Source organism: Campylobacter lari (genome assembly GCF_004357905.1).
Lineage (GTDB): Bacteria > Campylobacterota > Campylobacteria > Campylobacterales > Campylobacteraceae > Campylobacter_D > Campylobacter_D lari_D.
This window is the reverse complement of sequence record NZ_SMTT01000001.1, coordinates 329,035-342,850: the sequence shown is the minus strand read 5'-3', so window position 1 is coordinate 342,850 and position 13,816 is coordinate 329,035. Positions and strand designations below refer to the sequence as shown.

Annotated in this window: 15 protein-coding genes; 6 read left to right on the top strand and 9 right to left on the bottom strand. The window is 28.4% G+C overall.

What is annotated here, in order from left to right:
• Positions 1-47: 47 nt before the first annotated feature.
• The 6 genes from E2O22_RS01745 to mog are packed head-to-tail and all read left to right on the top strand — an operon-like array spanning position 48 to position 7,417.
• Positions 48-1,454 (top strand): COG3400 family protein, encoded by a 1,407-nt coding sequence (locus E2O22_RS01745; protein WP_133318949.1) that lies wholly within the window; start codon positions 48-50, stop codon positions 1,452-1,454.
• A 7-nt stretch (positions 1,455-1,461) separates the two neighbouring features.
• The gene (gene aroB, locus E2O22_RS01740; protein WP_133318948.1) at positions 1,462-2,520 is read left to right on the top strand and encodes a 3-dehydroquinate synthase; all 1,059 of its coding nucleotides are present in this window, start codon (positions 1,462-1,464) and stop codon (positions 2,518-2,520) included.
• Positions 2,517-4,046, top strand: coding sequence for a mechanosensitive ion channel family protein (locus tag E2O22_RS01735; RefSeq protein ID WP_133318947.1), 1,530 nt, complete (start codon positions 2,517-2,519; stop codon positions 4,044-4,046). The genes aroB and E2O22_RS01735 overlap by 4 nt, the downstream gene beginning before the upstream one ends.
• Entirely contained in the window at positions 4,043-5,299 is a 1,257-nt protein-coding gene (gene mtaB / locus E2O22_RS01730) for a tRNA (N(6)-L-threonylcarbamoyladenosine(37)-C(2))-methylthiotransferase MtaB (RefSeq protein WP_133318946.1), read from the top strand. The genes E2O22_RS01735 and mtaB overlap by 4 nt, the downstream gene beginning before the upstream one ends.
• On the top strand, positions 5,289-6,887 hold the full coding sequence (locus E2O22_RS01725) for an AAA family ATPase (RefSeq protein ID WP_133318945.1): 1,599 nt from the start codon (positions 5,289-5,291) through the stop codon (positions 6,885-6,887). Before mtaB ends, E2O22_RS01725 begins: the two co-directional genes overlap by 11 nt.
• A gap of 2 nt (positions 6,888-6,889) precedes the next feature.
• Positions 6,890-7,417 carry a molybdopterin adenylyltransferase gene (gene mog, locus E2O22_RS01720; RefSeq protein ID WP_039618174.1) on the top strand — a complete coding sequence of 176 codons (528 nt, stop codon included), beginning with the start codon at positions 6,890-6,892 and terminating at the stop codon, positions 7,415-7,417.
• A gap of 12 nt (positions 7,418-7,429) precedes the next feature.
• On the opposite strand, the gene E2O22_RS01715 is transcribed toward mog, so the two are convergent.
• From E2O22_RS01715 to purC, 9 genes are read right to left on the bottom strand one after another with little or no spacing between them, the layout of a single operon-like run.
• Entirely contained in the window at positions 7,430-7,807 is a 378-nt protein-coding gene (locus E2O22_RS01715; protein ID WP_207920994.1) for a rhodanese-like domain-containing protein, read from the bottom strand.
• Entirely contained in the window at positions 7,807-8,142 is a 336-nt protein-coding gene (locus tag E2O22_RS01710; RefSeq protein WP_133318943.1) for a rhodanese-like domain-containing protein, read from the bottom strand. The genes E2O22_RS01715 and E2O22_RS01710 overlap by 1 nt, the downstream gene beginning before the upstream one ends.
• Positions 8,139-9,968, bottom strand: a complete 1,830-nt coding sequence (gene htpG, locus E2O22_RS01705; RefSeq protein ID WP_133318942.1) for a molecular chaperone HtpG — start codon at positions 9,966-9,968, stop codon at positions 8,139-8,141. The genes E2O22_RS01710 and htpG overlap by 4 nt, the downstream gene beginning before the upstream one ends.
• Positions 9,969-9,979: 11 nt before the next feature.
• Positions 9,980-10,348, bottom strand: coding sequence for a fluoride efflux transporter CrcB (gene crcB / locus E2O22_RS01700; protein ID WP_133318941.1), 369 nt, complete (start codon positions 10,346-10,348; stop codon positions 9,980-9,982).
• A complete protein-coding gene (locus tag E2O22_RS01695) occupies positions 10,345-11,034 on the bottom strand; it encodes a lysophospholipid acyltransferase family protein (RefSeq protein ID WP_133318940.1) in 690 nt (229 codons plus the stop codon). The genes crcB and E2O22_RS01695 overlap by 4 nt, the downstream gene beginning before the upstream one ends.
• Positions 11,012-12,217, bottom strand: a complete 1,206-nt coding sequence (locus tag E2O22_RS01690; protein ID WP_243705620.1) for an SH3 domain-containing protein — start codon at positions 12,215-12,217, stop codon at positions 11,012-11,014. Before E2O22_RS01690 ends, E2O22_RS01695 begins: the two co-directional genes overlap by 23 nt.
• Positions 12,211-12,861 carry a phosphoribosylformylglycinamidine synthase subunit PurQ gene (purQ, locus tag E2O22_RS01685; protein ID WP_133318939.1) on the bottom strand — a complete coding sequence of 217 codons (651 nt, stop codon included), beginning with the start codon at positions 12,859-12,861 and terminating at the stop codon, positions 12,211-12,213. The genes E2O22_RS01690 and purQ overlap by 7 nt, the downstream gene beginning before the upstream one ends.
• Entirely contained in the window at positions 12,858-13,094 is a 237-nt protein-coding gene (purS, locus tag E2O22_RS01680) for a phosphoribosylformylglycinamidine synthase subunit PurS (protein ID WP_133318938.1), read from the bottom strand. Before purS ends, purQ begins: the two co-directional genes overlap by 4 nt.
• A gap of 8 nt (positions 13,095-13,102) precedes the next feature.
• Complete coding sequence (gene purC / locus E2O22_RS01675; RefSeq protein WP_133318981.1) at positions 13,103-13,810, bottom strand: phosphoribosylaminoimidazolesuccinocarboxamide synthase; 708 nt, start codon at positions 13,808-13,810, stop codon at positions 13,103-13,105.
• Positions 13,811-13,816 lie beyond the last annotated feature (6 nt).

Sequence of the window (13,816 nt, the reverse complement as noted above, 5' to 3'; positions counted from 1 at the left end):
TAAACTATAACTTTGCTATAATTATACTTTATATTTTAGAGGTGTGAATGAATAAGATTTTATTACTAGCTGATGGACCTTTTGCGAAAGATTTTTTAAAGAAAATTTATAATAACAAAACCTTCAAAGAGTCTTTGAGTGTTGTGTATTATAATGATGATAGCGTAGACTTAGACTTAGAGAATGAACAAATTTCTTTTTTTAAATTTGATCCTACGAGTTTGATTAAGCTAGAAAATTTATTAAAAGAAAATTTTCATCAAGCTATTATTTATATGCAAGAAGAAGCAGATACATTAGCTTGCTATAAAAATTTAAGAAAATTATACCCAAGATTAAATATAGTTATTATGGATTTGTGGAATAGCCAAATTGATGATAATTTTTGTGAAGTAATTAATATTTATGATACTTTAAGTACAAGATTGACAGGTTGTTTGGATAATATGCCTTCAATGGCACAATTTATAGGGCTTGGACAAGGTGAGATTATGGAAGTTAAAATTCCTGCAGGATCAAGCTTTGCTTATAGGCACATAAGCTCTATTAGTCAAAAACGCTTTAAAATTGTAATGGTTTATAGAAATAATGAATTTATTCTGGCAAGACCTGGGCTTATTTTAATGCCAAATGATAGCATTTTAATCGTAGGTGATCCTAAAGTTTTGCAAAGTGTTTTTACTAATGTTAAAACAAGCTTAGGACGCTTTCCATCGCCTTTTGGAGATAATATACTTTGTATTATAGATATGAAAAAAATGAGTGAGTTTGCTATAGAAAAGCTTATTTTTGCAAGCTTGCTTTTGCATGTAAGAATCAATAGCAAAAAACTTTATTTTAAGGTGATTAATCCTACTTTAACTCCTATGTATTATAAACTTAAATCCTTGCATAAAAATAGCACTGAAGTGATATTTGACTTTGAAAGCACAAATATAAAAAACATTAAACCTTTTGTGGAAAATACTAGCATAGGTTTGCTAGTGGTGGAGGATTATCTTTTTGAAAAAGAAAAAAGTTTTCTTTTTACTTTAAAACTTCCTGTGTTAAAAGCAGGTAAAGGGGATTTTGCAGATTTAAAATCTTCTGTAGTTTTAAGTTCAAATTTTGAAGATGTAGAGGGTATTGCTTCTATTATGCTTGATTTTAACAAGCAAATTCAACTAGGCCTTGCCTTGTATTACTATGCTTTAAAATTAAATAAAGCCGAAATTTTTGAATATCATCAGTATTTTGAAAGCCTTTCAAAACTTCATGATGAAAAATTACTTTTGATAGAAGAAAAAGAACATAATCCTATCAATAAATTTTCTTACAAACAAAATATATTGCATTTTGTACCATTTAATGAAAAAATTTTAGGAAACAATTTCAATAAAATTTTAAAAACGGATTTAAATACGATATATTATAAGATGAATAAAAATTATCAATTGTTTATACCATCATTGTGAGAAAAGAATGCAAGTTAAGGTAAATTTAGATAAAAATACAAGTTATAATGTCTATATAAATGAGCTAGAAAAGTTAAATTTTGATACTAAAGTCGTGATTTTAACTAATGAATTAGTAGCAAAATTACATTTAGATACGCTTTTGAAAAAAATTCAAGCTAAAGAACTTTTTGTTATAAAAATCAAAGATGGTGAAGAGTATAAAAATTTACAAACTATAGAATATATCTTAGATCAAATGTGTACCTATAAGCTAGATAGAAAAAGTCTGCTTATAAGCTTTGGTGGTGGGGTGATCTCTGATATGGGTGGTTTTGTAGCAAGTATATATCAAAGAGGGATAGAATTTATCAATATTCCCACAACTTTACTAGCTTGTGTGGATGCAAGTGTGGGTGGTAAAACCGGGGTGAATAATAAATTTGGTAAAAATCTAATAGGCACTTTTTATCAGCCAAAAGCGGTGTATTGTGAGAGTGAGTTTTTAAAAACCTTACCTTCAAGAGAACTAGCTGCTGGTATGGCTGAATTTATCAAAATGGCTGTGGTTTTTGATGAAAAAATTTTATCTTTTTTAGAAAATTTAGACGAGGATAAATTTTTAAATACTAAACTTGATGATATTACCTTGGCTCAAATCATCCAAAAAAGTATAGAACTTAAAGCTAATGTGGTTTCACAAGATGAAAAAGAAAGTGGCTTAAGAATGCTTTTAAATTATGGTCATACTTTTGCTCATGTTATAGAAAATCAAACAGGATATAAAAAGTACTTACATGGTGAAGCCGTGGCTATAGGTATGAACATGGCAAATATTCTAGCTTTAAATTTGGGGTTATTAAGCGAGCAAGAATGCCAAAGAGTACAAAAATTGCTTGTGAAATTTAAATTACCCATATCTTATAAAATTTCAAATATAGAAGAGTTTTATAATGCCTTTTTCTTAGATAAAAAAACACATTTTCAAAAGATTAATTTTGTTTTAGCTTGTGGTTTAGGAAAAGCTTGTATAAAAAATGATATATCTAAGGAAGATATTTTATACACTTTAGAGGTGTTTGCATGAAAAAAATTATATTGATTTTACTTTTACCCTTTACATTACTTTTAGCGCAAGATGATATAGAGCATTTAGAACAAAAATTAAATGAATTACATAATAATTTAGCATATAATACTTGGATAATTAAATATAATAATTTTAACATTTACAAAAAAACTCAAGATGAAATTTTGGCTTTAGAAAAAGAAAGTTTAAAAGCTAATGAACGCAATAAAAGCATTATAGAAAGACAAATTTTAATTTTAAAAGAAAGACTAGAGCTTTTAAGTGAGTATAAAAGTGCAAATTTTTCTAAGATGGTTTTGGCACCTGAAGAAGTTGATAAAATAGATAAGCTAACTAATCCTTTAGCTATTATTTCAGCATACTCACATATAAAAAAATTAAGACGCGACAAAGAAGAATATGTCAATCTTTTAAATAGTTTTAAGCAAACTTTAGATGAGCTTATAAAAGAAAATGTTTTAGTAGCTGAAATAGCTAAATTATCTTCTAATAAAGAGCATGATGAATATTTAAAAATATCCAATCAAATGGTTAGAGATTTTTCACAAACTCTGCGTTTTGGAGAAATTTCTTATTCTGTGTATGAGAAAAAAATTCAAGAAGAGATTGAAAAAACGACAGCTTCAATTAAAATTCAGGGTGTAAGAGCTTTCAATATAGTTTTGGCTATTGTTATAGTTGTAGCCATAGCATTTTTACTCAAATTTATAGCTAGAAAATATATAGGCGATAATGATCGCTTTTATACAGCAAATAAAATCATTAATTTTATTAATATCAATGTAATTGTTTTAATCTTGCTTTTTGGATATATTGAAAATATCAGCTATTTAGTGACCGTTCTTGGTTTTGCTTCTGCTGGTTTGGCTATTGCTATGAAAGATATGTTTATGTCTATGCTTGGTTGGTGTGTGATAGTTTTTGGTGGAAGTTTTAGAGTGGGCGATAGGGTGAGAGTTTTTCAAAACAATACACATTATATCGGCGATATAATTGATATTTCGTTTTTAAGAATAACTTTGTATGAAGATATATCTTTATTAACTTATACAGATAATCGAAGAAGTGGTAGGATAATTTTCATACCAAATAACTTTATTTTTACCAATCTTATATCAAATTATACTCATCATGGGATGAAAACAATTTGGGATGGACTTGATATTACTTTAACTTTTGATTCAAATCATCAAAAAGCCTTAGATATAGTAGAAGAAATCGTTATAAAAGCTTCCAAAGGCTATACAAAAATTGCAAAAGAATCCATGAATAAATTAAGAAATGAATACAGCATTAGAAATCCTAAAGTAGAACCTAGGTTTTTTACATTTTTAGAAGGTTATGGTATGAGAATTTCTGCTTGGTATATGACAAATTCTTATGCGGCCTTGGTTTTAAGAAGTAATATAAGTAAAGAAATTATCAATGAATTTAATAAACATGATGATATAAAAATAGCCTATCCATCGCAAAATTTATATATGGCAAAACATGAATTTATAGAAAATAAGGAAGATATTTGAAAAAAAAGGTATATTTTAAAACTTTTGGTTGTAGAACTAATATTTATGATACGCAATTATTAAAAACTTATATTAAAGATCATATTGTCACACAAAATGAACAAGAAGCTGATGTGATAGTGATAAATTCTTGCACGGTTACAAATGGTGCTGATAGTGGGCTTAGAAGTTATATTAATAGTGTAAAAAAAAATGGAGTTAAGGTTATACTTACAGGCTGTGGTGCTGTAAGTAAGGGAAAGGATTTTTTTAATAAAAAAGAAATTTTTGGAGTTTTAGGAGCTTCTAATAAAGATAAAATTAACGAGTTAATCTCACAGGATAAAGCCTTTTATGAGCTTGGAAATTTACGCTTTATCGATACAAAAATCGTAAGTAATTATGAAAATCACACTAAAGCTTTTGTAAAAATTCAAGAAGGATGTGACTTTGCTTGTAGTTATTGCATAATCCCAAGTGTTAGAGGTAAATCAAGAAGCATGCCAAGCGAGGAAATAATAAAACAAATCAAACTTTTGGCTCAAAATGGTTATAGTGAAGTAGTTTTAACGGGTACTAATATAGGAAGTTATGGTTTAAAAGATAAAACTACACTTGGAAAATTACTGCAAGAAATAGGCAAGATTAATGGTATAAAAAGAGTAAGACTTGGGAGTTTAGAGCCTGCTCAAATTGATGAGAGTTTTAAAGAAATTTTAGATGAACCTTGGCTTGAAAAGCATTTACATATTGCCCTGCAACACACTCATGAGAAAATGCTACGCATTATGCGTAGAAGATCACACACGCAAAATGATTTAGCATTGTTTAATGAGTTAAATCAAAAGGGTTTTGCTTTAGGAACAGACTTTATCGTAGCACATCCTGGGGAAAGTGAGTTGATATGGCAAGAAGCTTTAGAAAATTTCAAACAATTTAAACTCACACATATTCATGCTTTTATTTTCTCACCACGCGATGGAACGCATTCTGCTTCTATGAGTGAGCGAATTAATGGTGATATAGCCAAAGAAAGATTAAATATTTTAAAAGATATAGTCGCACAAAATAATTATGAGTTTAGAAAAAACCAAAAAAATATTTTAGAAATTTTAGTCGAGAGTAAAAAAGATGGTTTTTATGAAGGCTATGATCAATTTTTTAATAAAATCAAAATTACAAGCAAAGAAGATATTGCTAAACAATGGATAAGTATTGAAAAATATGAATGCAAAGAAGATTGTAACTATTTAAGGTTAGAGGATGAAAAATAAAAAGATTATCTTGGCTTCATTTTTATTGCTTTGTGTTTTTATATTGATTGCATTTTTAAAAAATCAACCAGATTATATTAGCAAGGCTGCTTATGAAGAGCTTTTAGAACAAAATTTAATCCAAAAGGCTATAGTAGAAAATAATGAAATATTATTAAAAAGCAAAGAAGGAAATTTTTTAATCGCTAAAGATGTAGTGGATTTAAATGCTTTGTGGCAAAAAATTCCTTTAGAATATGCTAAAGATTATGATTTGAGTGAGTTTTTTTTGATATTTATTTTACTTGCTTTTCTCATAAGCTTTTTACTCTTTCTTAATAAAAAAAACAAAGATAGGCAAAATTTACTTTCTTTAGAAAAAAATATTTTAGAAAAAAATGAACAAAATAATACCATACAAGATGTAGTAAGTGAAGTTAAATTTAAAGATGTAGCAGGGGTTGATGAGGCTAAGGTGGAGCTTTTGGAAATCGTTGATTTTTTAAAAAATCCTCAAAAATATAAAGATTTTGGCGTGAAAATGCCAAAAGGCGTTTTGCTAGTAGGCCCTCCTGGAGTAGGTAAAACCTTGATAGCAAAAGCAGTAGCAGGTGAAGCTGGAGTGCCATTTTTTTATCAAAGTGGGGCTAGTTTTGTAGAAATTTATGTAGGTATGGGCGCAAAAAGAGTTAGAGAGCTTTTTTTAAAAGCTAAATCAAAAGCTCCAAGTATTATTTTTATAGATGAAATTGACGCAGTTGGTAAAAGTAGAGGGGATTTTTCCAATGTAGAAAGAGATAATACGCTAAATCAACTTTTAACTCAAATGGATGGATTTGAAGATAATAGTGGTGTTATAGTGATGGCTGCTACAAATAAAATCGACCTTATGGATAATGCGTTACTAAGATCAGGGCGTTTTGATAGAAGAATTTTTATATCTTTGCCTGATTTTAAAGATAGAATGCATATTTTGCAAAATTATATGAAAGAAAAAAAATCTAGCGTAGATTTAGAAAAAATTGCAAAAGCTAGTGTGGGTTTTAGTGGAGCTGCCTTGGAGACTTTAGTTAATGAAGCGGCTATTAATGCTATAAGAAGAAAATCAGATTTAATAGAAGAAAATGATTTTTTTGCAGTGCTTAATAAAGTTTTAATGGGTAAAAAAAAGATTTTTTCTCTAAGCGACAAGGAAAGAAAAATTCAAGCCACATATCAAGCAGCTAAAGCCTTGTGTGCTTTTTATTTTGATGTTAAATTTGAAAAAATTACCCTAATTGAAGATAGGTTTAAAGAATATGAAAATACTATCAAATCAAAATCAGAATTATTAAATAAAATAAAAGTTTTTTTAGCAGGTTCAGTTGCTATGGAGCTTATTTTTAATGAAAGTTACACTAATGCACAAAGTGATCTTTTAAAGGTTAAAGAATTGCTCGTTTTTATGGAAACTTTCGCCATGGCAAATGAGGGTTTATTACAAGAGCAAAAGCAAGAAGTGAAAGAATTTTTAGAATTAATGAAAGAAAAAGTAGTGAGATTAGCTAGTATTCTTTTAGAAAATGAAAAAATAGACAAACAAGATATAGAAAAAATCATAATGGAGTGAAAATGGTAAAAATAGGAATTTTAGTACTTTCAGATAGAGCAAGTAGCGGAGTTTATGAGGATAAATCCGGAGTAGAGATAGAAAAAATTTTAGATTCTTATATAAAAAATGAAAAAAGCTTTTATTATGAGCTAATTCCTGATGAGTATGATTTAATCATAGAAAAATTAGCTTATTTGGCAGATGAAGTAAAATGTGATTTGATTTTTACTACAGGGGGTACAGGACCTGCTTTGCGTGATGTAACACCAGAGGCAACGCAAGCAGTGTGTGATAAAATGCTTCCAGGTTTTGGGGAGTTAATGCGTGCAAAAAGCTTAGAATATGTACCAACGGCTATACTTTCAAGACAAAGTGCAGGTATAAAAGGAAAATCATTAATTATTAACTTACCGGGTAATCCAAAAGCTATAAGAGAATGCATTGAGCCTATATTTCCTGCTATTCCTTATTGCGTAGATTTGATAGGTGGAGCTTATATTGAAAATAATGAAGAAGTAATTTCTGTGTTTAGACCAAAGAAAAAATAAGTCTAGTTAGACTTATTTTGAGGTTTCATAACCTTGTGATAAAAGTGCATTCATACCACCTTTTAAATCAGTAACTTCTATACCATTTTGTTCTAGTAAAGCAGAAGCCTTAGCACTTCTTGCTCCACTTCTACAAACTATAGCGATAGATTTTTTGCTTGAAATCTTTTTAATTTCCTCAACGAAATTTTTATTCAAGCTTCCATCTTCATTATAAAAGCTAATTTTAATGGCATTTTTTATTGTGCCAGTTTGTGCCCATTCGCTAGGTTTTCTAATATCGATTACTTGATAATTTTCCAAAATATCCGCATTAATATCTATATTTTTAACTTCTGCTAAAACAAAACTAGTACAAAGCATTAAAGATAAAAGTATTTTTTTTATCATTAATTTCCCTTTTTTGTAGCTTCATAACCTTGTGATAAAAGTGCTACCATGCCACCATCTAAATTAGTGCATTCTATACCTAGAGTATCTTCTATCATCATAGCAGTATGTTTGCTTCTTGAGCCTGTAGCGCACACAAAGGCTATGTTTTTATTTTGATAATCTACTTTTTCTTTAAACTCTTGGATAAAGTTTTCATTCATAAAGCCATTATCATCGCAAAGTGCGATGAGTAAAGCTTCTTTTATAACCCCGCTTTTCCATTCGCTTGGGGTTCTTACATCTATAATGCAAAATTCGTGCAAAATATCTTTAGAAATAGCTATATTTTTCATTTTTCTAAAGCCTTGGAAACGATTTTGCTTAAGGCATTGTTAAATTCGCTAGGGTTATCTATACCCATACCTTCACTAAGTTTAGCCATATTTAGAAGAATATGTGCCATTTCATTAGCTAAAGTATCATTTTCTTTTAAGGCTTTTAAAATTTCATGATTAGGATTGATTTCAAGTATAGGTTTAACTTGCTGTTCTTGCCCCATTTGTTTAAGAATTTGTTGCATAGCAAAATCAGGTTTATTTTGATCATAAACAATACAACTTGGACTATTTGAAAGTCTTTGGCTAAGTTTTACCTCTTCAACTTCATCTTTTAAAACTTCTTTTATTTTGATGAGTAAGCTTGCAAATTCAGTCTTTTGTTCTTCGCTAGTTTCTTCACTAGCTAGATGGTTAATAGCGCTAAATTTTAAACCTTCAAATTCATTCATCATAGGCATAACTATGGTATCAATTTCCTCATCAAGTAATAAAACATTGATATTTTTTTGTTTATAGCTTTCAAGAAGCGGAGAATTTCTTAAAAGTTTTTCATTTTTTCCGCTAATATAAAAAATTTCATTTTGACCTTCAGCTAGGTTTTGTTTATACTCTTCAAGATCAATTAATTCTTCTTTATTTGAGTTTTTAAAATATAAAAGCTTAGCTATAGCGTCTTTATTTTCGCCAAAACCATATAAACCTTCTTTTAAAACTTTTCCAAAATTTTCATGGAATTTAAGATAATTTTCTTTATCTTTTTCTTTGAATTTTTTAAGTTCAGCTAGGATTTTTTTAACACTTGCTTCTTGAACGCTTTTTAAGATTTTATTTTCTTGTAAGATTTCACGACTAACATTAAGCGGTAAATCTTCTACATCAATAATCCCACGCACAAATCTTAGATAAGTTGGTAATAATTCTTTATCATCATCACTTATAAAAACTCTTTTAACATAAAGTTTTAAACCACTTTTATAATCTACTCTATAAAGATCAAATGGAGCTTGTGCAGGTATAAAGAATAAAGAATTGTACTCTATAGAACCTTCAGCTTTTGTGTGGATATAAAGCATAGGTTTGTTTGAATCATGGAAGTTTTGTTCATAAAATCTTTCATAATCCTCAGCTTTTAAATTTGCTTTATTTTGTCTCCATAAGGCACTTGCTGTATTAATTTGAGTGTTTTTTAATTCTTTTTTAGGTTCTTTTTCGCCTTCTTCTAGTGGTAAATATTCTTCTTTTTCCATGAAAATAGGAAATTGTATATGATTTGAATATTTTTCTACTATGCTTTCAATGCGGTATGAGTTTAAAAACTCTTCATCTTTTAAATGCAAGATTATGCAAGTGCCTTGTTCATCTTTATTTGCATCTTCTATTTCATAACCACTTGCATCAGAAGTCCAAAGATAAGCTTTATCATCTAATGCTTTTTTGCTTAAAACTTCTATTTTAGAAGCTACCATAAAAGCAGAGTAAAAGCCTACACCAAATTGTCCTATAAGTTGAGAGTCTTTTTTGGCATCACCACTTAAGTTCTCTAAAAAGCTTTTTGTACCACTTTTAGCAATGGTTCCAAGATGATTGATTAAATCGTCTTTATTCATACCTATACCATTATCACTTATAGTTAAGGTTTTTGCTTCTTGATTGAAATTAATTTGAATTTTTGGCTCAAATTTTAAATTTTTATAAGCATCATCACTCACGCTTAAATAACTAAGTTTATCAAGTGCATCACTTGCATTAGAAATAAGCTCTCTTAAAAAAATTTCTTTGTTAGAATACAAAGAATGAATCATAAGTTGTAAAAGTTGATTAACTTCAGTTTGAAATTGCATTTATATCTCCTTTATTTAAAAATTAAAAAACCAATCCATACTGCCAAAAGACAAAGGATAACATTTAAAATAATATTTATAAAAAAGTGAAAATAATCACCATTTTGCAAAAATAACAAATTTTCATAAGAAAAAGTTGAAAAAGTTGTAAAGGCACCCAAAAAACCAGTGCTAATTAAATTTTTAGTAAAAATATGCACACCTTTAGAATTTGCATAAGAAAAAAATAAACCTATTAAAAATGATCCTATTATATTGACCATTAATGTCCCATAAGGAAAGTTATGAGGAATGATTTTATTAAAAAAGTTGCTAGTAAGCATTCTGGATATGGCCCCTAAAAAGCCTCCAAAACCTACAGCTAAAATCGTACCAATCAAGCTTGTGACCTTTCGCTATCTAAGATTGTTTGCATTTTTTCTCTAGTTTGCTCAAGCCAATCATCTTTACTTGTATCAACAAGATCTAGAAATACCACTTTTAAAACACCACTATTTGCGCTAAAATTTTGGGTGTCTAAAATTTTAGCTGAATCAATAATTACCACAGGCTGGACTTTTAACTTAAGTTTTTCACTTAAAATTTTAGCTCCGACTTTAAATTTTAAAAGTTTTTGTGTTTTAGATCTTGTGCCTTCTGGAAAAATGGCTAAAATTCTATCCTCGTTTAATCTTTCTTTGGCTTCTTTTAAAAGCTTTACTAGGCCTTTTGGACTTCTATCTATACAAATAATTTTTGGTTTTTTAATCAAAGTTTTAAAAACAGGGAGTTCGCCTAGTTCTTTTTTAGCTATCCAAGATATATTTTTTGGGCATAAATCTTCCAAAACAACTATATCTAGCAAGCTTTGATGATTGATTAAAAGCAAATTAGCTTGAGGGTGTATAAAACCTTGGGTTTGAATTTTATAGTTTATTACATATTTTTGCAGTTTTGACCATACTTTTCTGATTTTCCAAATTTTTTCTTGCGATTGCAATAATAAAAAGGCAATACATAAAAATATAATAGATAAAATAAATTCTACCCAAAATATTAAAGCTTTAAATCTTTGATAAATCTTCACTTTTCACCCAGCCTATTTTTCCATTATTAAATAAAATTTTTCTGTATTCATCTCTTGAATCTAACACTTCTACTTCTTGTTTGTATTTCCCAGAATAAAAATGAGTTGAGTTTAGAGTTGGTAAAATTTGCACTTTACTTTCAGCTTTTAATATAGCTTTATATATGTTATTTTGAGCTAAAAAACTTGCTATTAGAGCCAAAATTGCCAAACCTAAAGCTGTGTAGCTTTTTTTAAATACAAACCATAAAGCGAAAATACCACACAAGCTCCATAAAAAAACTTGTTTGTAAAAATTAAAATCATTAGTTTTTGGATTTAAATCACTTTGTGTACTTATACTATCTTCTTTAAGTTCTATTTTTAAGGAAAAATCTTTTAATTCTTTAGAATTTAAATTAAAGTAAGAAAAATCAAAACGCGTTTTACTTTTATCTAAAATAGCATAATAAAATCCACTTTGTTTTTCAAAATCGCCTTTAATAGCCTCTACACCTTGTTTTTGGATATCTTTTATGTTAAAACTTGCTAGATTTGTGTTTTCTCCCGCAAGTTCTATAAATAAAATTATACTATCATTATCAAAACTACTCGCTTTTACTTGTTTAACTTCCAAATTGCTTGCAACTATATGTGAGTATTTATTAGAAGGGGCATCGATTTTTTTAAGTTTAATGGGCTTTATAATTAATGATGAGCTTTGAAAAATATGATCATTTCTACTTAATGAAACGATGATTTTGTTTAAACTAGCATTTAAACTTTTAGCTTCAAACCATAATTTTGTATGATATGAATTAGCCTTTTGTTCCCAAATAGGATTAGGATTGATCCAAAGCATATCATCACTTTTTTCAAAACTCACATTTAAATCAAAACTCACATTAGTTGTGGTAATAACCTCAAGATCTATAGCAAAAGCTTCATCTATGAAAGCTTCATCAGTGTATTCTTTTGCGTTTAATACTAAAGAACCTTGAGGGATGAAATTTTCATCATCGATTTTACTTTCATAATTACTCTCATCACTTGGAGCGATGGTTTGATAAATTTGCTTAGCTTGATCATCTAATTGATTGTAATTTTTTTCTAAAGTGTTATAATCTTCAAAAACACTATTTTCTTGAGCATATAAGTTAAAAGTTAGTAAAAAAAGACAAAAAAATTTGAAGATTTTTAGCAATTTAAAAATCCTTCAAACATTTTAAGTCCTACTTTTGATCCAAGAATATCATCGCACATTCTTTCAGGATGTGGCATTAATCCAAAGACTTTTTTATTTTCATCGCAAATTCCTGCTATATCGTTTAAAGAGCCATTTGGATTGTTGATATATCTTAGTAAGATCATATCTTTATCTTCTAGCATTTTAATACCATCTTCGCTATTAAAATAATTTCCTTCTCCATGGGCAATAGGTAATTCTATGATATCATTTTTTTGAAAATTTTTCAAAAAAGCATTATTATTTGATACTACTTGCAATGCTTGCATTTTAGAAATAAAACTTAAACTATTGTTATGTTTCATAGCTCCTTTTAAAAGTCCAAGTTCTAATAAAATTTGAAAGCCGTTACATATGCCTAGAACATATCCACCTTTTTGAACATGCTCTTTAAGTGTTTTTATAGCAGGAGCAAGTTTTGCAATAGCAGCACATCTTAAATAATCTCCATAAGAAAAACCTCCAGGTAATACGATTAAATCTGCACTAAAATCTTGTCTTTCATGCCAAATGATTTCAGTTTTTACCCCTAATTTTTCAAAGGCATAAGCTGTATCAAACTCACAATTAGTTCCAGGAAAACGAATAATAGCTACTTTCATAATATTATCTCATAATCTTCTATCACAGTATTTGCAAGTAATTCTTTACACATTAAATCAACTTGTTTAAAAGCTTCTTCTTTATCATCACAAGCTATATCAAAACTAATTTGTTTTGAGGTTTTAACATTTGCAATATTATTAAAATCCAAAGAATGCAAAGCCTTTTCTATGGCTTTGCCTTGAGGATCTAAAACCCCATTTTTAAGTGTGATATTTATAGTTACTTTCATTATTTTTCCTAACTTAAAATTCTTTTTAAGACTTCTTCGTAAGCCATTTTTACATTACCTAAGTCTTGTCTAAAGCGATCTTTGTCTAATTTTTCATTAGTTTTACTATCCCAAAATCTACAACTATCAGGACTAATTTCATCAGCTAAGATCATATTTCCTTCATTATCAATACCAAATTCTAATTTAAAGTCAATCAATCTTAAGCCTTTAGATTCAAAGAATTTTACTAGAATAGAATTGATATGTCTTGCGGTATTTTTGATTAATTCTAAATCTTTTTCACTTTTTACTAGATTTAAAATCAAACAATGCTCATCATTGATAATAGGATCACCTAAATCATCATTTTTATAACAAAACTCAACTACAGCAAAAGGTAAAATCGTGCCTTCTTTAATGCCTAATCTTTTTGTTAAAGATCCTGTAGCTACATTTCTAGTAATAACTTCAATGGGTATAATATTACATTTTTTAACAATTTGTTCTTTTTCACTGATGGTTTCTACTAGATGGGTTTTAATGCCTTCTTTTTCTAAGAGATGAAAAATTTCAGTACTAATTTTACAATTTAATGCACCTTTTCCTGCTTCATTACCCTTTTTTTCTGCATTAAAAGCTGTTAAATCATCTTTAAATTCTGTGATGAGCAAATTCTCATCATCAGTTTTAAACATTTTTTTACCTTTTCCTTCATATAAAAGATCTAATTTCATAGCCAT

Coding starts and splice junctions, on each gene's coding strand:
- purS (WP_133318938.1), bottom strand. CDS start 13,094: ATGAAAGTAACTATAAATATCACACTTAAAAATGGGGTTTTAGATCCT.
- E2O22_RS01725 (WP_133318945.1), top strand. CDS start 5,289: ATGAAAAATAAAAAGATTATCTTGGCTTCATTTTTATTGCTTTGTGTT.
- E2O22_RS01715 (WP_207920994.1), bottom strand. CDS start 7,807: ATGATAAAAAAAATACTTTTATCTTTAATGCTTTGTACTAGTTTTGTT.
- purC (WP_133318981.1), bottom strand. CDS start 13,810: ATGAAATTAGATCTTTTATATGAAGGAAAAGGTAAAAAAATGTTTAAA.
- aroB (WP_133318948.1), top strand. CDS start 1,462: ATGCAAGTTAAGGTAAATTTAGATAAAAATACAAGTTATAATGTCTAT.
- E2O22_RS01735 (WP_133318947.1), top strand. CDS start 2,517: ATGAAAAAAATTATATTGATTTTACTTTTACCCTTTACATTACTTTTA.
- htpG (WP_133318942.1), bottom strand. CDS start 9,968: ATGCAATTTCAAACTGAAGTTAATCAACTTTTACAACTTATGATTCAT.
- mog (WP_039618174.1), top strand. CDS start 6,890: ATGGTAAAAATAGGAATTTTAGTACTTTCAGATAGAGCAAGTAGCGGA.
- purQ (WP_133318939.1), bottom strand. CDS start 12,861: ATGAAAGTAGCTATTATTCGTTTTCCTGGAACTAATTGTGAGTTTGAT.
- E2O22_RS01710 (WP_133318943.1), bottom strand. CDS start 8,142: ATGAAAAATATAGCTATTTCTAAAGATATTTTGCACGAATTTTGCATT.
- E2O22_RS01745 (WP_133318949.1), top strand. CDS start 48: ATGAATAAGATTTTATTACTAGCTGATGGACCTTTTGCGAAAGATTTT.